18 protein-coding genes and 2 pseudogenes are annotated in these 19,353 nt (G+C 62.1%); 3 read left to right on the forward strand and 17 right to left on the reverse strand.

What is annotated here, in order from left to right; all coding sequences use genetic code 11:
- Positions 1 to 41: 41 nt before the first annotated feature.
- Both QF036_RS01325 and QF036_RS01330 read left to right on the forward strand, forming a co-directional pair.
- A pseudogene (locus QF036_RS01325) lies at positions 42 to 539 on the forward strand (LysR family transcriptional regulator); the annotation flags it as partial.
- 100 nt (positions 540 to 639) lie between these two features.
- Positions 640 to 978: a LysR substrate-binding domain-containing protein gene (locus tag QF036_RS01330; RefSeq protein WP_307098512.1), complete on the forward strand. Its 339-nt coding sequence runs from the start codon at positions 640 to 642 to the stop codon at positions 976 to 978.
- 28 nt (positions 979 to 1,006) lie between these two features.
- On the opposite strand, the gene QF036_RS01335 is transcribed toward QF036_RS01330, so the two are convergent.
- The 6 genes and pseudogenes from QF036_RS01335 to QF036_RS01360 all read right to left on the reverse strand — a co-directional run bounded on the left by QF036_RS01335 (position 1,007) and on the right by QF036_RS01360 (position 9,019).
- On the reverse strand, positions 1,007 to 1,702 hold the full coding sequence (locus QF036_RS01335) for a FadR/GntR family transcriptional regulator (protein ID WP_307098513.1): 696 nt from the start codon (positions 1,700 to 1,702) through the stop codon (positions 1,007 to 1,009).
- A gap of 10 nt (positions 1,703 to 1,712) precedes the next feature.
- Positions 1,713 to 2,840: an L-talarate/galactarate dehydratase gene (locus QF036_RS01340; RefSeq protein ID WP_307098515.1), complete on the reverse strand. Its 1,128-nt coding sequence runs from the start codon at positions 2,838 to 2,840 to the stop codon at positions 1,713 to 1,715.
- Positions 2,841 to 3,598: 758 nt separating this feature from the next.
- Positions 3,599 to 4,003: a metal-sulfur cluster assembly factor gene (locus QF036_RS01345; RefSeq protein ID WP_373460048.1), complete on the reverse strand. Its 405-nt coding sequence runs from the start codon at positions 4,001 to 4,003 to the stop codon at positions 3,599 to 3,601.
- Positions 4,004 to 5,025: 1,022 nt separating this feature from the next.
- Positions 5,026 to 6,529: pseudogene (locus tag QF036_RS01350) on the reverse strand (NAD-dependent succinate-semialdehyde dehydrogenase).
- A 70-nt stretch (positions 6,530 to 6,599) separates the two neighbouring features.
- Complete coding sequence (locus QF036_RS01355; RefSeq protein WP_307098517.1) at positions 6,600 to 8,276, reverse strand: thiamine pyrophosphate-dependent enzyme; 1,677 nt, start codon at positions 8,274 to 8,276, stop codon at positions 6,600 to 6,602.
- A gap of 224 nt (positions 8,277 to 8,500) precedes the next feature.
- Complete coding sequence (locus QF036_RS01360; protein ID WP_307098520.1) at positions 8,501 to 9,019, reverse strand: cupin domain-containing protein; 519 nt, start codon at positions 9,017 to 9,019, stop codon at positions 8,501 to 8,503.
- A gap of 198 nt (positions 9,020 to 9,217) precedes the next feature.
- Here QF036_RS01360 and QF036_RS01365 point away from each other — a divergent pair, with 198 nt between their 5' ends.
- Positions 9,218 to 9,763, forward strand: coding sequence for a MarR family winged helix-turn-helix transcriptional regulator (locus QF036_RS01365; protein WP_307098522.1), 546 nt, complete (start codon positions 9,218 to 9,220; stop codon positions 9,761 to 9,763).
- Positions 9,764 to 10,002: 239 nt separating this feature from the next.
- Here the strand turns inward: QF036_RS01365 and QF036_RS01370 are convergent, their stop codons facing one another.
- From QF036_RS01370 to QF036_RS01420, 11 genes are all read right to left on the reverse strand, one after another.
- Complete coding sequence (locus tag QF036_RS01370; RefSeq protein WP_307098524.1) at positions 10,003 to 10,848, reverse strand: aspartate dehydrogenase domain-containing protein; 846 nt, start codon at positions 10,846 to 10,848, stop codon at positions 10,003 to 10,005.
- 352 nt (positions 10,849 to 11,200) lie between these two features.
- The gene (locus QF036_RS01375; RefSeq protein WP_307098525.1) at positions 11,201 to 12,289 is read right to left on the reverse strand and encodes a Rieske 2Fe-2S domain-containing protein; all 1,089 of its coding nucleotides are present in this window, start codon (positions 12,287 to 12,289) and stop codon (positions 11,201 to 11,203) included.
- A gap of 3 nt (positions 12,290 to 12,292) precedes the next feature.
- Positions 12,293 to 12,511, reverse strand: a complete 219-nt coding sequence (locus tag QF036_RS01380; protein ID WP_307098526.1) for a recombinase-like helix-turn-helix domain-containing protein — start codon at positions 12,509 to 12,511, stop codon at positions 12,293 to 12,295.
- Positions 12,504 to 13,010, reverse strand: coding sequence for an alpha/beta fold hydrolase (locus QF036_RS01385; RefSeq protein ID WP_307098529.1), 507 nt, complete (start codon positions 13,008 to 13,010; stop codon positions 12,504 to 12,506). The genes QF036_RS01380 and QF036_RS01385 overlap by 8 nt, the downstream gene beginning before the upstream one ends.
- A 132-nt stretch (positions 13,011 to 13,142) precedes the next feature.
- Positions 13,143 to 14,579: a thiamine pyrophosphate-binding protein gene (locus QF036_RS01390; protein WP_307105722.1), complete on the reverse strand. Its 1,437-nt coding sequence runs from the start codon at positions 14,577 to 14,579 to the stop codon at positions 13,143 to 13,145.
- A gap of 37 nt (positions 14,580 to 14,616) precedes the next feature.
- Positions 14,617 to 14,790, reverse strand: a complete 174-nt coding sequence (locus QF036_RS01395) for a thiamine pyrophosphate-binding protein (RefSeq protein ID WP_307098531.1) — start codon at positions 14,788 to 14,790, stop codon at positions 14,617 to 14,619.
- A gap of 88 nt (positions 14,791 to 14,878) precedes the next feature.
- Positions 14,879 to 15,667 carry an SDR family oxidoreductase gene (locus tag QF036_RS01400; RefSeq protein ID WP_307098533.1) on the reverse strand — a complete coding sequence of 263 codons (789 nt, stop codon included), beginning with the start codon at positions 15,665 to 15,667 and terminating at the stop codon, positions 14,879 to 14,881.
- A gap of 88 nt (positions 15,668 to 15,755) precedes the next feature.
- Positions 15,756 to 16,499: an SDR family oxidoreductase gene (locus QF036_RS01405; RefSeq protein WP_307098534.1), complete on the reverse strand. Its 744-nt coding sequence runs from the start codon at positions 16,497 to 16,499 to the stop codon at positions 15,756 to 15,758.
- A complete protein-coding gene (locus QF036_RS01410; protein ID WP_307098536.1) occupies positions 16,496 to 17,311 on the reverse strand; it encodes an alpha/beta fold hydrolase in 816 nt (271 codons plus the stop codon). The genes QF036_RS01405 and QF036_RS01410 overlap by 4 nt, the downstream gene beginning before the upstream one ends.
- The gene (locus QF036_RS01415; RefSeq protein WP_444875976.1) at positions 17,295 to 18,227 is read right to left on the reverse strand and encodes a VOC family protein; all 933 of its coding nucleotides are present in this window, start codon (positions 18,225 to 18,227) and stop codon (positions 17,295 to 17,297) included. The genes QF036_RS01410 and QF036_RS01415 overlap by 17 nt, the downstream gene beginning before the upstream one ends.
- A gap of 90 nt (positions 18,228 to 18,317) precedes the next feature.
- On the reverse strand, positions 18,318 to 19,352 hold the full coding sequence (locus tag QF036_RS01420; protein WP_307098540.1) for a PDR/VanB family oxidoreductase: 1,035 nt from the start codon (positions 19,350 to 19,352) through the stop codon (positions 18,318 to 18,320).
- Position 19,353 lies beyond the last annotated feature (1 nt).

Consider the following 19,353-nt stretch of genomic DNA (forward strand, 5'->3'; position numbering starts at 1 on the left):
CCAAACTAATTTCTGCACTCGACAATTCAGTAAGGGTATGGATGTTTTCGCTGCCTCAGTTAGAAGCGTTTGTGGCCGTTGCTGAAGAACTGCACTTTGGTGCTGCGGCGGAGCGGCTCAACATGACGCAGCCGCCGCTGAGCCGCCAGATCCAGATGCTCGAAAAGAAACTGGGCGCGCAGCTTTTCGGCCGGACCAGCCGGAAGGTGGAGCTCACCGCAGCGGGTGCAACGCTGCTGCCGCGGGCACGGCAGATCCTGGACATGTGCATCAAGACGGATTTGGACGTCCGGCGGGTCTCGTCAGGGCAGGCAGGCACCATCACCGTCGGGTACACGGCGATAGCGGGCCACAGTGCGCTGCCGCTGATGCTGCGCCGCGCAGCAGAGAATATCCCGCGGGTGTCCTTCGTGCTCCGGGAGCTGGTTTCCACGGACCAGATGGACGGGCTGGTGAAGGGGAGCGTGGACATCGGCCTGCTGCGACCCATCGTGGCCCGGCCGGGGGTGGTGTCCCGGCCACTGATGCAGGACCGCCTGGTGGTGGCGCTGCCCGAAGGCAGTTCGTTGTTGGGCACGATGGCACCGCGCAACGGCGAGCCGTTGCCGCTTGGATCTTTGGACAGGCTTCCGCTGCCTCATGTACTCCACCAAGGAGGCCCGCTACTTCCACGACCTGGTGCTGCGGCTGTTCGCCAGCGCCGGCGCACATGCCAACATCACCCAGTACGCCAGCCAGGTGCCGGCGCTGTTGGCGTTCGTCCAGGCAGGGCTGGGAGTGACTCTGGTTCCCGCCTCGGCCATGGCGTTCGCCCCCGCGGGCGTGGAATTCCACGAGATCGACGGGCGGAATGGCGTGCAGGAGCTGAACCGGGTGGAACTCGAGCTTGCGTGGAACGAGGAGACGGCCAACCCTGCGGTTCTGAGGCTTCTGGAGCTGATCGAGTCGCCTGCAGGTGATGGGGTCGCTGCGGACTGAGCGGCCGGCGGGGCGTGATTCGAGGAGCCTATTCGCGGCCGGCCCGGAGCCTGCGCCGCGAGTTGGCCAGGTGGTTGCGCATGGCTGCGGACGCTGCGGCTCCGTCACCGTCCGCGATGGCGGCGAAAATGGACCCGTGTTCGTGGACCACCTGTTCGAAGTGGTCCCGGGCGTAATGCTCGACGCCGGTCATCAGTCGGGTGCGCGGCATCGCGATCATCGTCTGGCCCAGCGCCGCTAGGCAGTCAGTGTAGAAGGGGTTTCCCGAGGCTGCCGCGACGGCTTTGTGGAACTCAAAGTCGGCCTTCATGGCGTGTGCAGGATGTTCGCCGCTGCCCGTGAATTCCGCCAGCGCCTGCCGCATGGCGTTCAGTTGCCGCTCTGTCCGGTTTCCGGCGGCAAGCGCTGCCGCTTCGGTTTCGACGCCGATCCGGAATTCCAGCAGGTGCAGCCGGTCCTCGGCGGTGACCACAGCCCTGGTGGGCTGGCCCGACGTCGGACTTCCCGGGGGCGGGGTCAGCGCAAAGCTGCCCCTCCCGCGTTCGGTTTCCACGAGTCCTTCGGCCTGGAGCCGCGTGAGCGCGGACCGGACCACAGTCCGGCTGACGCCGAACTCGCCGATGAGGGTGTTTTCACTCGGAAGCTTCTCACCGGGCTGGATGACGCCGTCGACGATGCGGGTGCGAAGATCGGCGGCGAGGTCCGCGGTCAGGTTCCGGCTCATGGATTCAAGGTTACGCGCCGAATTCCGCCGTCTCGGTGGTCCACGCGCGGGCCTGGTCGCTGAGGCTGACGCCGAGGCCCGGGCGGTCCGGAACGATCATGCGGCCGTCCTTGGTTTCGAGGCGTTCGTTGAACAGCGGGTCCAGCCAGTCGAAGTGCTCCACCCACGGTTCGCGCGGGTAGGCGGCGGCCAGGTGCAGGTGGATTTCCATCGCGAAGTGCGGGGCCAGGCCCAGGCCGCGTTCGTCGGCGAGGGCTGCCAGCCGGAGGAACTGGGTGATGCCGCCGACGCGCGGGGCGTCGGGCTGGATGATGTCGCAGCCGTTGGCGGCGATGAGGCCCTTGTGCTCGGCCACGGAGGCGAGCATTTCGCCGGTGGCGATGGGGGTGTCCAGGACCTGGGCGAGGTGGGCGTGGCCCTCGAAGTCGTAGGCGTCCAGCGGCTCTTCGATCCAGATGAGGTTGAATTCTTCGAGTTGGCGGCCCATGCGCAGGGCGGTGGCGCGGTCCCACTGCTGGTTGGCGTCCACCATGAGCGGCACATCCCAGCCGATGTGCTCGCGGATGCCGGCCACGCGGCGCAGGTCCTCTTTGGAGTCAGGGAGTCCCACCTTGATCTTGATGCCGCCGATGCCCTCTTCGACGGACTGCGTGGCGCGGGCCTTCACCTCCTCCATGGTGGCGTTCAGGAAGCCGCCGGAGGTGTTGTAGGTCTGGACGGAGTCGCGGTAGGAGCCCAGGAGCTTGGCCAGGGGGAGCCCGGCGCGCTTGGCCTTGAGGTCGTACAGGGCGATGTCGATGGCGGCAAGGGCCTGGGTGGCGACGCCGGAGCGGCCCACGGAGGCGCCGGCCCAGAGCAGCTTGGTGTAGAGCTTGCCGATGTCGTTGGGGTCCTCGCCGATGATTTCTTCGGCGATTTCCTTGGCGTGGGCGTACTGGGCGGGGCCGCCTGCACGCTTGGAGTAGCTGAAGCCAAGACCGGTGTGGCCCTGCTCGGTGGTGATCTCGGCGAAGAGGAAAACGACCTCCGTCATGGGCTTCTGGCGGCCGGTGAATACCTTGGCGTCGCTGATCGGGACAGCCAGCGGAAGGCGGGCGGTGGAAAGTTTGACGTGCCGGATGAGGTCGACGGTACTCATGGGTTCTCCTTGGGGATCAGGGGCAACATCGCCCGCTCACCTAGGATACAAGTTAATTACTTGTATTACAAGTAGTCTCGCGGTCCGCCTCCTCGAGTGTCAGCTTTGGCTCTTAGACATCGACCGGTGGGCGGCAGGAAATTGGAATTCGGACCCTATCCTGACGCTTTTCGTGCTTTGTCCTGACGTCAGGTTGGGGTGTACCTCAACCAAATGAAGATGGTCGGTGCGCCGGGTCCGCGGACCTGCACGAGGCCGGCCACGCAAGAGGCCGTGTTCGACCTCACCTCATTGGCAGGTCCCGAGTTGGCATGCCCCTGTACGGAAAGATTCACCGTTCGTGTACGTGCCATGATGGTGGCAGCTCATTGACGAGAGTCCAACATGTGCGTGCACCGGCCAAGGAGGGCATGATTTCCCCCTCCTGCACGTACCGCAACGATTGCAAGTCTTCGTCGGGTCGCCACCATCCACTGATTGATGCGTGTTCACCAGTAGCTGCCATTTTGGTGGCCCTTTGGACGGGAGGAGCTGTCTGAATCACGAAATGGCCTTTTCCTTAGTAATCAAAGAGTTCCAGCCTGCTAAAGCTCAACCGCTGCTTAGAGTTGAAACCCGCAGGTATGGATAAGAACATGCGAATCGTCACCTGTTGTGTGTGCCAGCCTTTGGCGTCAACAGGTTCTGGCCAACACCAAGAAGAATTGGCAACTAACATTAGTCCGTCCATGCGCTGCAGAAGCCTGGTGGAGGGCGGCCTACTTCGTCGAATACCACGGGGAAAGAGGTCGGCAGGGACGTGAAATCCCGCTCAAAGGTTTGGAGCCGAAAATCCGCATCTGGTGGCGGCCCTCTTCGGTAATACGGTCCGGCCCCCAGTATGGTATTCCAACCCAGTTCAAGCGCCATGCACCACATATGCCCTGCAGTGCCGTTGCGACTTGTTCCTCGATGATCGTGCAAAAGGGACACGTCGCAGCCGCGGAAGGCAGCATCATGCTAATGATTACCGCGCAATCCGTCCCTAGCTCCAGTTTATAGAGGAGACCAAGGTCAACGACGTTGGCACCGAGGTCCGGGTCAAAGACGTCCTTTAGGGCTTGTTCTACCTGCCACAGTGGCTTGGTCCCAGGGACCATTGCCCGAGTTTCCGTTTCAGACATCTGTCCCTCTCTACCTTGCTGCGCTTTCGGCAAGAATGAACGGAGTGGTTGGGATCTTGGGGCAATTCTGTAGGGCTAACGTCGCGAGAAGGTCAGAGTGATCCTCCGGCGGCACCGGCTATCGGCTCGTGATGCCACCATCCCTCCCAAGGAGATGATGAGATAGTGCCGGCGGGGAACCTTTCATCGCGACGATGAATCACGCGCTCCTGATCGCAGTCGTTAAAGCCGACAGGGACGTCGAGGAACGTATTCAGGATGCTCAAAAAAACTCTCATGACTGCTGTCTCCCGGTGTGGGTTCGACGGTCTCCGATGATCGTCGATGGTTTTCACCTTGTTGTCGGGTCCGGGTCACTTCCCAGCCTCAGTACAGCAAGGCCTGTCTTGTGTGCACGCTGGTCAGCGGGTAAGCAAAGTAGAACTGACGAACAGAAGGGGTACGTGGTCGGATCCTGACATGACCAAAGTCTCCCTCCCTTAGTTAGATACCAAGGAATACGTCAGATAAACTAACTATCTTGATTCTAAGTTACTTATCACTAAGCTGCAATGGTTAATGCACGCCGGTTCGCCGCCGGCTTGGACACGAGCTCCGCCTGCCCTCGCTGTTCGTGCTGTTCGAAGCTGCGCTCGTAACGGCAGGATCACACCACGCTGCCGCCAGCCCCCGGAAGCTGAACTCGGTTCAAGCCTAAGCAACCGTTTCAGTTGCCGGTATCAGATGCGAGCCTGAACTGTTGGTTACCTGTCGTCTTGGACGCCAAACCATAAAGCCGTCCTTTCCGCGAAAATAGCCGGCGACCTGCGCCGCCCGCCAGATGAAGCCAAAGGACTAGACCGTCTTTAGTCCTGGCATCAACTTGGCCGGAAGATTCGCGTTGCGCCTCGCTTTGAACAAGAACAATGTCTCCAGATGTCCATCTGATGCTTGGCACTAAAGGGGTGGCGAGGATTGCTTCAGCTCACCCTGAACTTCGTTGATGTGATGCCCCGATGAAGCCCCTGGGCAGCGAAGGCGATTCATCTGCTGCTTCGCGCATTAGCCGGGAAGATGTCGGGGTTGGCGATGCCGATGTATTGGGTGGTGGTGTATTCGGCGATGCCTTCGGAGCCGCCTTCGCGTCCGAGCCCGGACTGCTTGACTCCGCCGAAGGGTGCTGCGGCGTTGGAGATGACGCCGGCGTTGAAGCCGACCATGCCGAAGTCGATTTGTTCGGCCACGCGCAGGAGGCGGTTGAAGTCGCGGCTGTAGAGGTAGGAGGCGAGGCCGTATTCACTGGCGTTCCCTAGCCGGATCGCGTCCTCCTCGGTGGTGAAGGTGGTGACGGGGGCGACGGGTCCGAAGATTTCCTGGCCGAGGATCGCCGCGTTGTTGGGGACGTTGTGAGGACGGTGGGCTGGTAGAAGTAGCCGGGCCCGTCCACGGGGGCACCGCCGGTGAGGGCGGTGGCTCCGGCGTCGACGGCGGCGGCCACGAGGGCGTGCACGTCGTCGCGGGCGCCGGCGTCGATCAGGGGGCCGACCTGGGTGCCGGGGTTGGTGCCGCGGCCGGTGGTCAGGGCGGCCATGGCGGCGGCGAACTTGGCGGTGAACTCTGTGGCGACGGTTTCCTGGACGAGGAACCGGTTGGCGGCGGTGCAGGCTTCGCCCATGTTCCGCATTTTGGCCGCCATGGCCCCTTCGACGGCCTTGTCGAGATCGGCGTCCTCGAACACGATGAACGGGGCGTTCCCGCCCAGTTCCATCGAGGTGCGCAACACGTTCTGCGCGGCGTCGGCCATCAGGCGCTTGCCGACCGGGGTGGAGCCGGTGAAGGAGACCTTCCGCAGCCGCGGGTCCTTGAGTAGCGGCCCGGAGATCCCGGAGGCGCTGGCGGATGAGACGACGTTGAGGACGCCGGCGGGCAGGCCGGCGTCGAGCATGGTCTGCGCGAACAGCTGCGCCGTCAATGGTGTGAGCTTGGCCGGTTTCAGAACCATGGTGCAGCCGGCCGCGACGGCGGGGGCGACCTTGCGGGTGGCCATCGCGAGCGGGAAGTTCCACGGCGTGATCAGCAGGCAGGGCCGACGGGTTTGTGCTGGACGAGGATCTTGTTCTTGCCCTCGGGGGTGGTGAGGTAGCGGCCGTAGTCGCGGACGGTTTCTTCGGAGAACCAGCGCAGGAACTCGGCGCCGTAGGTGACTTCGCCGCGGGCTTCGGCCAGCGGTTTGCCCATCTCCAGGGTCATCAGGAGCGCGAAGTCCTCGGCCCGCTCGGTGACCAGGTCAAAGGCCCGGCGCAGGATCTCCGCCCGCACCCTGGGCGCGGTCCGCGCCCAGGACGCCTGGGCGGCGTCGGCGGCGTCCAAAGCGGCAACGGCGTCGTCACTGGTGGCCGAGGCGAGGGTTGCGAGCACCCCACCTGTGGCGGGATCGTGCACATCGAATGTGCCGCCGTCGGATGACTCGCGCCACTGCCCTCCAATCAGCAGGCCCGTAGGGACGCTATTGAGCAGTTCAGGCTCGGTAAGTGTGGGGACAGTCAATTTTTTCCGTTCATTGAGCAGCACCGGCGATGCGGCGGGGATTAATGCCTGCGGCAGGGCCAAAGGCGACCTAGTAGGCCTTGACTCTTTGCTCGACCACTAGATGGATGAGCGCAAAGATACGGTCTTCATCGATAGCGTTCAGTGCCGCTGCAATTGCGGCTGGGATGTCATCATCGCGGTCGACTTTGATGCCGAACCCACCGAAGGCTTGCGCCATGAGCGCGAATTCAGGGTTCTTCAACTGGGTTCCGGACACTCGTTCCGGGTAGTGCCGTTCCTGGTGGGTGCGGATGGTTCCATATTCCTGATTGTCCATGACGATGACCAAGGGGGTGGCGCCGTATTGGGCGGCGGTGGCCAGTTCCTGGCCGTTCATGAGGAATTCGCCATCCCCTGCGATGGTCACGATGCGCCGGCCTGGGTATTCCAGGGATGCGGCGATGGCGGAGGGGACGGAGTAGCCCATGGAGCCGTTTCGGGCACTGATCATGGACGCGTAGCGCTGGGTGGGGAAGTAGCGGTGTGCCCAGTTGGTGTGCTCGCCGGCGCCGAGGGTGACTATCGCGTCATGGGGGAGGGTTGGCACGAGGTTGGCCATCAAGGTGTCCATTCGGGCATGGCCGAGGGTAGGCCTCGCTTGGGGGAGCGCGGCGAAGGATTCCTGCTCGGTGCGCATCCGTGCCGTCCAGGCTTTCCATTCGTCCTTGACTGGGAGTTCGATCTTTGCGAGGTCGCGGATGAACACGTCGGGCTTGGCGACGATCTGGTAGGAGACTGGCCCTGACCTGCCTCGGAGCGAGGGGTCGATCGTGACAAGAAAGTTCTTCTTGGCCCAGTCCTGCCGGCACAGGAAGCCGTCGGTGATGACATCACCTGGGACGGTACCGACAAAGATCAGCAGGTCCGTCTCTTCGAGCAGGTCATAAGTGGGACGAGGGCGACCGTAACCGATGGGACCGACGTAGGACGGGGAACTGAACGGAACAGTCCCTTGGGTCCGCCATTCCGCCGCTGCTGGAATATGGTGCTTTTCCAACCAGGCGGTGAGCTGTTCGGCACCCTCCTGGGTCCAGTCGTTTCCACCGGTGACGAACAGTGGCTTGGTCGATGCTGCCAGGGCCGAGGACAGGGCGTCGGAGTCCACTGTAGTCATGCCTCCGGTGGCCACAGGGATTGGCGGGTGAAGTTCGGCAGGGATCTGTTGCCTGATGACGTCCTCGGGCAGCCCGATAACGACGGGGCCGGGCCGGCCGTTCATGGCTGCGAACATGGCCTCGGCGACGATCTCGGAAGCGCGCTCTGCGTGATCCAGAACCATGACGCGCTTAGCTCCGGTATCGAACCAGGCTTTGATGTCGAATTCCTGGAAAGCTTCACGGTCCCGGCGTGCGAAAGGAATCAGACCCACGAACAGCACCATCGGCGTTGAATCCTGCCACGCCGTGTGCAGTCCGACATGTGCGTTGGCCGCACCCGGGCCTCGGGTCACCATGGCAATGCCAGGCATCTGGTTCATTTTGCCGTCAGCTTCGGCCATGTAGGTGGCCCCGCCCTCGTGGCGGCAGACGATGGTCTCGATCGTCGAGTCGTGAAGCCCGTCAAGTACATCCAGGAAGCTCTCGCCGGGGACAACGTGTGCCCGCCTGATGCCGTGTGCGACAAGCGAATCAACAATGACGTGTCCTGCTGATTTATGGGTTTGCCCGTCCTGGCTGACTGGGGGCGTTTCCACTGCCGCGGTCACTTACTCACCGCCTCGTTCTGGAGGACAGCGATTGCCCTCCCTGGGTGGCGTGCTGGTTGGCATGGGGGAAGTGGATTGGCCAATGTCGACTCCATCGTCATGCAGCTGATGCTGCTGCTCAATTTCACAAACGAAAATAATGTCTTCTGCTGGTACCTGACAGATGCACCAAGAAGCGCGGGTGCCAGCTCCAGCTGGTACCCGCGCTTCTTGGAGGAACACTTCTAGCGAGTGACTCCGTGCATCTCGGAGGTCGGCGGGTAGAAGGGAATCTCCGGCTTTTTCGCACCGATGATTACGCAGATCAGCGCGTCGTCTTCGCTGACAGTGCGAAGGCTCCGCGGCACGCCTGCAGGAACACGAATGAGGTCGCGGTAGCCCAAAACACGGCTGGCCTTCTTGGTGCCGTCCTCGACATCGTGGACGCTGAACTCCACCTGTCCCTCGAGGACAAAGAATACTTCTTCGACGTCAGGGTGAGTGTGCTCAGGTCCTACGCATCCGGCAGGCAGAACCATGTTGGAGAACGTGAAGTGTTCGGCCTGCAGGATGTTGTTGTCATCCGAGTGGTCCCCGGTCGCTCCGGAGCCGATGTAGCGGACCTGGCCACGCCGGAATTTGTCTCCCATTTTCGTCTGGAACTTCAGAGTGTCGAAGTCAACGACGCGGCTCTCACGGGACGCGATAGACGAATCGATGAGCTCTTCAAGATCTGTTGTCGGTGCACTTACGGTTTCGCTCATTGTTAAACCTCTCGGACTGGGGCGATGTAAACCAAGAACTGGTAGCAAGGCTAGGGAGCAAGTCCCTCAACTCTAACTATCTCAACACTAAGGTAGATTCCACCAAGTAACAAGACTTTGAGTGAAATTAGACTGAGTTAATTGATTGCTGGAAAGCTCAGTGTTAAGATGCACTATCCACATGTAAAGGACAGGGCCATGTCTGACGAAACAACTGAAGCTGACGCTATCGACCGCATCTTGGCGGATTGGCTGCGTGAACGGCCGGACTTGGACGCGAGCTCCATCGGCGTCCTCGGGCGGCTCATGCGGCTGGCCAATCAGATCCGCGCTGTCGAAAGTTCCTACTTTGATGAGTACGGGCTGACACTTGCGTCCTTCGACGTCCTGGCCAACCTGCGCCGCTCCGGGCCACCTCATCGGAAGACTGCCGGGGAGCTCGCAACCTCGTCCATGCTCACGACCGGTGGCATTACTTTCCGGTTGGACAGGATGGAGGAGCAAAACCTCATCGAGAGAGTTCGAACCCGCGAAGACCGCCGGGTTGTCTACGCCCAGCTCACCGCTCATGGCAAGGCAGTTATCGATGAGGCATTCGGCAAGCACCTGGACAAGCAACGTCAGATGTTGAGCGGCCTGACGTCGTCGGAACTCGACCAACTCGCAGCGTTGCTTAAGAAGACAGAGGCATCGGTGGTCGCATTTGATCTCAATGCGCTGGAAGCGGTTGGCCCAAACTCCTGAAACTCCCTTTTTCGTTGCGTCAGGGTTTGGTTGGTGGCATCCTTGGCCTTCACGGACGCCGCGTATGCCTGGAGGAGAGGGAACTGCGCGAAGGTCACTTTGCATTGGGCCTGAGGTGTAACGGAGCCTGATTTGCCGCTGCTCCTGGCGCGCTTCTGACCGGAAGGATCGCAGATGCGCAGGGGCGGCTTAACGCCCGACGCGACGCCGGGGTCAGCAGTTCGGTGCCGTTGCTGTGCTCATATCAGTCCGCCCCGGCCCCCGATAACGGATTCCAGAGATCGTAGTACCGCGAACGGCACTACTCCGCTCGTCCTCGGATTGTCCTCAGAAGGCTTGTTGCGGATTTCAAATCGGTATTCTCCGATGTTTCCAGAGGCTTCAATGACGTGGCTGGTGAGTTCCGCTGCGGGGTCTGCCCTTACTCTGACTGTCACAGCGTCCCAGTTGTTAACAGCGATAGCGACGGCGGCGCCGGCGTTTAGGGACTTCGGGAACAACATTGCCGCTTCAGCGGCCGATCCTTCATAAACGTCCAGTGGGCCACGGGCGTTGCGTATCTCCTCAACCAAAGCCTCGTTCATCCAAGGCTGGACAAGGGAGCCCGGCAACTTCGTCGTCGTAATCGTGACCTTGTCATAGCCATCCGCACGGGCACCTGAGGACAAAAGGTCAAGACCCCCGACTGCGCCGGATGTCAGGAAGAGCCGGCCTGGCCCGGCGGCGTGGAGCCGTTCTGCGAATTCTCTATCTGCCAGGGCGCCAATAGAGGTCACGAGCAGGTCAACACCTGCCCGGAGCACGTCCTCAGCGTGCTCGACGAGTGCTTCCTGACCTGCACATTCGACCAGTAAGTCGCAGCGTTCCAGAGCCTCCGCCAGGTCCAGCTGTTTCACCGGAACATTAGTGAGCGGGCTTCGGGAAATAATTCCTTCCAAGACAGCCCCTGCGACCCGTCCCGCACTGATCCCAGCGACGACGGGTACGCCGATGGCGCCGTAACCGATAACTCCGACCCGGCAGGTGGGTGTTGACTTCATGATGTCCTTCGAGTCTTGATTAGGTAGTTGGTTCCGCTCGCGCATGTGGTTTACGAAGCGCAGTGTGGAGCACATTCTCGCCACGTTCAAACGCACTTGTGTTCGCTCGAACACCACTCTGAACTGCGGGGCGATTTCACACGCTACTCAGCGCTTGGTGGGGGGAAGGTTGGTTTCCCTCCGAAAGCCGGAATTGCTGACGGTAGTCCGGCTTTCGGAGAGTCAGAACTGGAATAGACGTATCTAGCAAGCCCGTGTACCTAGGGCACCCTGGCACTAATCCCGCTGGTGAGCAGCCCCGACAAGCCTTGTGCTTCGATTTCCACCGTTAGCCCCGTCTTCGACGAGACGGCTAACCTCCACCAGGGTGGACGGTCAGCAGCATCGGGTCATCCATTTACAGCCCGTCTCCTCTGAGGATGGCGGCCTGCTTTTCTGCGTCGGCTTCGTAGACGCGCCTGATCCGTGCGACGCCGAGGTCGTGCTGGTAGAGGTGTTCGTCTTTGTCAGCGTCGCCGGCGAGTGCTTCGAGTACTTCCCGGTCCTGTTCCAGGACTGCCCAGTGTTTTTCTTCAAGGATCGTCTTGTACATGAACCGCCAGACGTCGCGCTCCCAGTCCGAGACGGTGCGGGTGCGCCAGTGGAAAATCGCCGAGTTGTTTGCATCAATGGGAGTGGCCATGCCGACGATGCCAAAAGTCCCGCCGGGTCCTGCGGACTCGGCATAGGGGATTTCCAGATCGACGTAGTCCATGGCCTCGCGGCAGTATTCGACCCAGTCGAAGTTCACGCCCCGCTGGTCCGTCTTTTCAAAGAAGAAGCCTCGGTCAGTTTCGCGGATTCGGAAGCGGGCGCTGGTGTCTCCACCGAACATGGAGTGTGAGTCGCGGTGGAGGAAAGCACCGTGCATCGGATCCAGGACGTTGTCCATGTAGAAGCGCCAGGGCCCCTTCCATTCGGCGAAGTTCGAGAACCAGGAAACGTCCGGATTGTCCAGGCGGTCCGGCAGCTTGAACTCCGTTACCTCGGAGTCAGCTGTCAGTGGCATGAACGCGAAGATGGTGTCGGCTGCTTCTGCAACTGCCAGCGAGGTGGTAACGGTTCGGCCCTCGAGGGCACATCCGGGCATGCCGGGAACGGAGACGACCATGCCGTCTCCATCGACCTGTACACCGTGATATTTGCAGGCAACACGGTCTCCGAGGTGCTGACCGACGGAGAGGGGGGCACTGCGGTGGGGGCAGCGGTCCTCGAGCATGCGAATACGTCCGGTGGCGTCGCGGAACAGCAGCCAGTCCACACCCAGGCGCTTAACCTTGACCATGTCCCCAACGCCGACGAAGCGGGAGGGGTAGATGGGGTACCAGCGGTCCCGCAGCCCCATGGCTGCCAGTTCTTTGGCATCGACTTCGTGGCGGACGCCGACGACGTTTTTTGTCTTGCTCTTCCCGCTGGCGGGACGTGCGGTTTGTGTTGTGGTTGTCATTTCTTATTCTCCCAGTCGTCGCATTTCGGCGCGGAAACGGGCTTCGTCCCACGGGTTGCCATCCGGAGCATTGAGACCAAGGCCATTCAGACCTGTAACCACCCCTGGCAGATCTTTTGTGCCGCCGGCGAACACCTCGCTCAGTGCCCCGGCGAGTTTCTTCTCGTAGGGAGTTGCAGGCCTGGTCAAAGCCTGGTTCGGTTCTAGGTACTGTTCAGGCATGGAAGTCCTCCTCGGGTTCGGCGAAGGTGTGCAGGCCTTCGGCGATGTTCATGAATGATGTGGCCCACTCGTTGAAAGAGTCAGCCCGTGTTCGGTGTGCGGGGACGGCGGTGTTTTCGATGATGACGAAGACGCCGTTGTCGATTCCTCCGGCGATGCTTTGCGGCTCGGCAATGTCGGTGTCTGCCTGCGGCACGGCGGCGATAACCAGCGATGGTGCCTGAACGAGCTGGAGCGAATGTGCATAGCCCTCGATGGAGGTGTCAACCTCCGGGTCTCCAAGAATCAGGCTTTTGACCAGCTCGGGATAACGGCCGGCGAGCACGATTGTGCCGTAGGCGGCACGGCCGGAGGCCACAAGGTGTACCGGGGTGACCCCGCCGTCCCGGAGCGCTGCCGCAGCAGCTGAGACCCACTCTTCAAGCTGGTCTTCCGTGACGGTGGCTCCTAGAAAGGCGCCGTCGAAGTTTTCCCAGCTTTGTGCATCGTAGGCAGCCACCTGCCGGCTGTACCAGTCCCCGGCTCCGGTGCCATTGTGAAGGCAGACGACCCGATGCCGGATTTGCCCTGTGTCCGGTTGTGGACTGTCCAAAATCAGTGGTTCTGTCAGTGCCATTTTTTCCTCGTCCCTCTAGTGGTTCCGGCTGGGGATATGCACCGGCGGCACAAACGGTCCCGGCGCCGGGTCCAGAGCTGTGACCTCGATTTCGATGACAGCCGGTCCCCGGACCGCCAACGCTTCTGCCAGGGCCTGATCGAATTGTCCGGAGCCGGGGACCCGCCAGAACGGCAGGTGCAGTGATTGGGCCAACAGGTCAAAGTCCGGTGTGTAAAGGTTCACGCCGGCTTCGGCGAAGCCGTTGGCTTTTTGCATGTTCCGAAGGACCCCGTAACCGCTGTCGTTGAAGACCAGCACCACGCACCAGGCGCCCGAACCGCCCAGCGAGGCAAGCTCACCGAGGTGGACCGCCAGTCCGCCGTCACCGACGATCACCGCCGTGGGGACCCCGGGCCGCGCGCAGGCGGCGCCGATGCCCATCGCCAGTCCCTGGCCGATGCCGCCGCCGAGCGGGAAAATGTTCGTTTCCCGCGAGTAGATTTCCAGCAGGCGGTTACCCCATTGGCTGGAGGGGATCGTCACGTCCCGGGCGATCACTGATTCGCGGTCAAGCCGCCGACGAAGGTTTTCGCAGATCTCGGCATACCCGCCGATGTATTCGGTCAGGGCGGCCCGGACGTTGCGTCGGGTCGCGCGCACCCGCTCGGTCCAGCCGGCCTCGGCACCGGGGGCGGGGAGTTTCGCGACGATCTGCTCGAGCAGAATCCGGGAATCACCCTCCAGCCCGACATCGGCCGGGTAGACGCGGCCGATGGCTGCAGGGTCGATATCAAGCTGGATGTGTGTCCTGGGCAGTGCCATGGAGTAGTGCTTCGTTTCGTTGGAACGGAAATGTGTTCCAACACTCAGCAGCACGTCCGCGTCTGCGAGGAGGGCCGCAGCCTCAGGCGTGGTAGCGAAGTTTCCGATCACCTGATCATCATCTTCGGGTACGACGCCTCTGCCTGAATTGCTGGTCAGCAGCCCTGCGCCGAGGCGGTGCAGCAGCTCAGCCAGGGCTGTACCGGCGCCCGCGGCTCCACCGCCTGCCCAGATGAGGGGCCTTTTGGCCTGCGAGAGCAGTTCAACGGCTTTGGCCACGGCTTCCTCGTCGATGGAGGCTTCGGGCTGGCTGGGGGTGTCCGCCGGGCGCTGCTCCTCGGGCAGGGCCAGGTACTGCAGGTCGATGGGCCATTCCAGGCTGGACGGTGTATGCGGGACGGTCAGCAGGTGCGCGATAGCTTCTTCCAGATCCGCTTCTGCATCTTTGGCGTTGAAGATGGTCCGTGCGTAACCCGATACTGACTGAAGCATCTGCAGCTGTCGTGGGACCTCATGGATCACTCCGCGGTTGCTTCCGAGGAATTCACTGTCAATTTGGCCGGTGATATGCAGCACGCGGCTGCCTGCCGTCAGTGCCTCCACCATGGACCCGGCAGCATTGCCGGCACCTGTTCCGGTGCTGGTCAGGGCAACTCCGAACTTGCCCGAAGCGCGTGCGTAAGCGTCAGCCGCGTTTACGGCCGCGCGCTTCGTGGCGGACGGCGACGAAGTTCAGTTCCCGATCCACGGCCTCGATGAGGGGAAGGTTGTGGATGCTGATCACCCCGAAGGCGGTGTCAATGCCGTGCCTGCGCATTACCCGGACGAGGATGTCACCGCCGGTTGGGTTTTGGGGCATTGTCGTTCCTTGTTCCATGGACATGTCTTATCTCTCTCGTAGATCAGGGCCGGGCGTGCCATTGAGCGTTAGCCCCGTGGCAGGCGCCTTACACATAGCGGCCTACACCGCCGCCGACGTCGATCGTGGCTCCTGTGGTGTAGCCGCTGAGCGGGGATAGAAGGGTGAGAATGTGGAAGGCGACTTCTTCGGCTGTGCCGAAGCGGCCCAGCTTTACCCCCCGGTCCTTGGTGATCTCGGCGCTCCACTCGGTGAAGTCCAGGCCGCTGCCTGATTGCTCGAATCGCCGGCGCCACTGGCCGGTGTCGACCAGGCCGAGCAGCACCGAGTTGACCCGGATACCGTCCGCGGCGAGATCTTCGGACAATGAGTGGCTCAGGTTCAACAACCCCGCACGCGCGGCTGAAGTAGCGGCCAGGCGCAGCTCAGGCTGGCGGGACAGGATCGCATTGACGTTGACCACTGAGCCGTGAGGTGACGCGGCCAGCGCAGCCCGCGCCGAGCGTACGATATTCAACACCCCGAAGATCTTGAGGTCGAATTCTTCGCGGAACTGCTCGTCGGACGTCTCATCCAACGTGGCCATGAGGGAGCGTCCGGCATTGCACACCAGCCCGTCAACGGCCCCGAAGCTTTCCAAAGTCCCGGCAACGAACGCGTCGGTGGCTTTGCGGTCGGTCACGTCGCAGGTGGCCAGGTGGATGGAGTTTTTATCAGCCCAGGCAAACTGATCGAAAGCCGCCGCGAGGCGCCCGGCATCACGGGCGCAGGCAGCTACCTTGGCGCCTTCTGCGAGCAGGTAACGGGCGGTGGCCAGGCCGACGCCGGAACTCGCTCCTGTCACAACGACGGTGCGGTCCTTTAATTGCAGATCCATCTGGTGGTCTCCTTGATCATCAGCCGGAGCCCGGCGTCCTGGGGGTAATTTTCGAGAATGGGCGATGTTGTGGGTGGTGTTAGGCGGCTCAGTGCCCCATGACAAAGCCGCCGTCCACGATGACGTTTTGGCCGGTGATGTACGCGGCCGCGTCCGAGAGCAGGAACTGGACGACCCCGGAGATATCCTCGGGCACCTGGTCCCTTTCCAACACCCTGGTCTCTTCGTAGAGCCGGTAGCGGGAGGCCGGCACGGACTCGGTTGCCTCGACCCTGGTAAGGCCCGGGGATACAGCATTTACACGGACCCCGGCCGCTCCCGCATCCCGGGCCATGGTCCGGGTCATTGCCAGGACTGCGCCTTTGGAGCTGACATAGTGGACCAGGCGCGGCGAGCCGTACAGTGCTGCGTCTGAAGCGACGTTGACGATGGCGGCAGTCTGCTTTTGTGCCAGCTGGGGATAGAGGTACTTGCTCACCAGCCAGGTACCGAAGGCGTTCACAGTCATGACCCGCTGGAAGAAGTCCTCTTCAAGGTCCCAGAAGGTGTCCCCGCCAACGCTGTCGGCAAGAGCTGCATTGTTGACCAGGCCGTCTGCCCCGCCCAGTTCCCGGACGGCATCGGCCAAAGCCGCAACGGAGTCCTTGTCCGCAATATCGGTGATGATTGCCGTGGCATCGAAGCCGCGTTCCCGCAGCGTGGCTGCTGCTCGTTCTGCAATGTCGGCGTTTTTCTCAGCGATAACGATGCGGTCGCCTCCGGCTGCCAGCCGTTCGGCGATACTGAATCCCAGTCCACGTCCAGAGCCGGTGACTACTATCAACCGTGTCACGGAAGCCTCTTCCAAAACTCTAGAATCGATGACGCCATCTCTGCCGGCTTCTCCTGCACTGCGGCATGGCCTGCACAGGGAATGATCTTGAAGGAAGCGTCTGTTATGGATTCGGCGAGGATCCTGGATTCATCAACGCCGGTGACTACATCGTCTTCACCGACCAGGACCAGTGATGGTACCTGCAGAGTCGGTAGCACATTCGATGTGTCGGTAGCTGCCATCATGGTCGCTGCGGCTTTGTAACCGGGCAGCCGGACCGCGGCCATTTCGGACCTGACCGCCGTGGCCGTCGCAGCATCCGCTGCTGGCGAGAGCAGTCTGGAAGCCCGCCGGTCGGCGAAGGCTTCTGGCCCCAGTTCGGTCAGTTCGGGGACGCGTGCAAGCATCCGGTCCGCTGACTCCCCGGTAACGGCCGAACCTCTGGTGCTGTCCGCTAGCACCAGGGAGCGGACAGCACCCGGTGCCTGCGCTGCCGCTCGGGTGGCGATAACTCCTCCCCACGAGGTCCCGATCAGGTGTGCGGGTCCAAGGGCGAGGGAAGCCAGAATCTGCAGGACGAGCCCGGGATGGTCGACCGGACCCAGCGGATCCGGGGACTCCCCGTACCCTGGCGCATCCCAGCAGAACGTGCGGTAGCCGGCCTCACTGAGCAGCTGTGCCAGCGCCCCGCACGATGAGGCATTACCCCCGATGCCGTGCATCAGGAAGACAGGCGCTCCTTCACCACGAACTACCAGCGATACGCCGTGGAGGGAAATACGGCTGCCCCGGCTTCGGGTGGCGGGAGCTGCCTCAGTGGGCAGCTGCATGACTTGCCGAATCTGCCGACGGAACAGTGAAGTAGTCGGCGCTGCCCGGGACAACGAGGGAGCGGTAGCCGTCATCGGGGATTCCGGCCATAGCAGTGCGAACGTTAACTGTGGGTGGCCCGGCCGTTCCCCACTGGTCCGACAGTTCCGGGGTCCGCTTCCACGTGCGGCACAGCCAGCTGTCTTCGTCAACCTGTGCCACTTCCGAGGTGTACTCACAAACCAGGCCTGCAGGGTCGGTGAAGTAGGAGAAAGTGTTATCCCCGGGACCGTGGCGTCCCGGGCCCCACTGCGGGGCAATACCGTGGGTTTTGAGGGACCCAATACCGCGCATGAAGTGGTCGATGCTCTGCATTTCGTACGCCACATGGTTGACTGCTGTCCATGGGGCCTGGTTGAAGGCGATGACATGGTGCTCAGAATTGCACCGAAGGAAGGACATCTGGTGCTCGGACCAGTCCGAGACCCGCATGCCCAGGACCTGGGTATAGAAGGCTGTAGCCCGGTCAATGTCAATCGTGTTCAACACGACATGGGCAATTTTGCGCGGGATTGCCCGGCGCCCGGAAGGCTCCTGGCTGACGACGGCGTGAACATCCGCGGACAGCTCTACGAGCCTGCCCTCGGGGTCAACCAGCTGCAGGCCGTATCCGCCGGCAGCGTCGTCCAGTGGGCCGGGTTCACGGAAGAGGGGAATACCCAAAGCAGCGAGCTTGAGGGCGGCCTGGTCCACGTCCTGGGGCGTAGCGAGGGCGAAGGCCACGCCGCCAAGCGCGTTCTGCTGGCCCTTTTCCAGCTTTAGAATGTGGTGCTCGGAGCCGGTTCCGCGGAGCCAGAAGCGGTCGCTGTCCTCCTCGACGGTGGAAAGGCCCCAGACCTCGTGGTAGAAATCCTTGGCACGCGCCGTTTCCGGCACTTTCAGGGATACCGACCGAAGAGATCGCAACTTACAGACAGGCTCTGCTGCAAAGAAATTCAAGGGGCTACCTTCTTACTTTTCGAGGGTTTAGAGATCAAGAATCAGTTCGGCCGAGCGGCAACGCGAGACGCAGACGAACATGGATTTGTTTGCAGCCTGCTCGGCCTGGGTGAGGAGAAAATCACGGTGCTCCACGTCGCCGCTGATGACGCGTGTTTCGCAGGTGCCGCAGATTCCTTCCGCGCAGGAGCTGGGAACGTCGATGCCCGCGTTGTTGAGGGCATCAAGCACAGACACGTCAGGCCCGACGGGGATCCGTTGGCCGGTGCTGTTGCACACCACGTCAAACGCTGATTCGCTCTCCACCGGGACGTCAACTTTTTCTGGTGCCTTGAACCGCTCGATTCGAAGCTGCGATTCGTCCTCCATGGCCCCGGCAACAGCCTTCAGCAGCGGTTCCGGACCACAGGCGTAAACCAGCGCATCCGGGCTCAGGTCTCCGACAGCGGCCGCCAGGTCAGGGTAGCTGCCGTTGGCTTCGTCATCGGCGTGGATGGTGATCCGGTCCTGGGGCAGGGTGCCGATCTCGGGAAGAAAGGCCATAGTGGCGCGGGACCGGCCTGTGTAGAGCAGCGACCAGTCCGCACCGGCTGCCTGCAGTTGCCGCGCCATGGAGATGATCGGGGTGATGCCGATTCCACCGGCGACCAGCACGTAGCGTCCGGCGTCTTCGAGCGCGAAGTTATTACGCGGGCCTTCTACGGTGAGGAGCGCGCCCACCGATAGGCCGTCATGGACGTGTTGGCTGCCGCCGCGTGAGTCGGGAGTCCGGAGCACAGCTACCGTCCAGCTCGTCGAATCCAGCGGATCGGAGCATAGCGAGTACTCGCGTATGAGCCCGTTGGGCAGGTGAAGGCTCAGATGGGAACCGGGCTGCCATTGGGGAAGCTGTGCTCCGGACGGGTCAGCAAAGGTAACGCTGGTTACCCCGTCCGATTCCCACGTTTTTTGCTGGACCCTCAGGGTCCGTGCGGTGGGCTCCCCGGTCGCTGCCCGGTCAGTGACCGGATTCTGCCGGGGTGATTCTTCCGGTCCCCGTGTGTTCAAAGTGACGGTAGTCATG

This window comes from Arthrobacter globiformis, assembly GCF_030817195.1.
Taxonomy (GTDB): Bacteria; Actinomycetota; Actinomycetes; order Actinomycetales; family Micrococcaceae; genus Arthrobacter; species Arthrobacter globiformis_D.

Excerpts from the sequence above, each read along its gene's own strand:
- QF036_RS01370 (WP_307098524.1), bottom strand. The coding sequence starts at position 10,848 with ATGCGCGAGCGGAACCAACTACCTAATCAAGACTCGAAGGACATCATG.
- QF036_RS01335 (WP_307098513.1), bottom strand. The coding sequence starts at position 1,702 with ATGAGCCGGAACCTGACCGCGGACCTCGCCGCCGATCTTCGCACCCGC.
- QF036_RS01410 (WP_307098536.1), bottom strand. The coding sequence starts at position 17,311 with ATGCAGCTGCCCACTGAGGCAGCTCCCGCCACCCGAAGCCGGGGCAGC.
- QF036_RS01395 (WP_307098531.1), bottom strand. The coding sequence starts at position 14,790 with ATGCCCCAAAACCCAACCGGCGGTGACATCCTCGTCCGGGTAATGCGC.
- QF036_RS01365 (WP_307098522.1), top strand. The coding sequence starts at position 9,218 with ATGTCTGACGAAACAACTGAAGCTGACGCTATCGACCGCATCTTGGCG.
- QF036_RS01380 (WP_307098526.1), bottom strand. The coding sequence starts at position 12,511 with ATGCCTGAACAGTACCTAGAACCGAACCAGGCTTTGACCAGGCCTGCA.
- QF036_RS01345 (WP_373460048.1), bottom strand. The coding sequence starts at position 4,003 with ATGTCTGAAACGGAAACTCGGGCAATGGTCCCTGGGACCAAGCCACTG.
- QF036_RS01340 (WP_307098515.1), bottom strand. The coding sequence starts at position 2,840 with ATGAGTACCGTCGACCTCATCCGGCACGTCAAACTTTCCACCGCCCGC.
- QF036_RS01360 (WP_307098520.1), bottom strand. The coding sequence starts at position 9,019 with ATGAGCGAAACCGTAAGTGCACCGACAACAGATCTTGAAGAGCTCATC.
- QF036_RS01330 (WP_307098512.1), top strand. The coding sequence starts at position 640 with ATGTACTCCACCAAGGAGGCCCGCTACTTCCACGACCTGGTGCTGCGG.
- QF036_RS01400 (WP_307098533.1), bottom strand. The coding sequence starts at position 15,667 with ATGGATCTGCAATTAAAGGACCGCACCGTCGTTGTGACAGGAGCGAGT.
- QF036_RS01375 (WP_307098525.1), bottom strand. The coding sequence starts at position 12,289 with ATGACAACCACAACACAAACCGCACGTCCCGCCAGCGGGAAGAGCAAG.
- QF036_RS01420 (WP_307098540.1), bottom strand. The coding sequence starts at position 19,352 with ATGACTACCGTCACTTTGAACACACGGGGACCGGAAGAATCACCCCGG.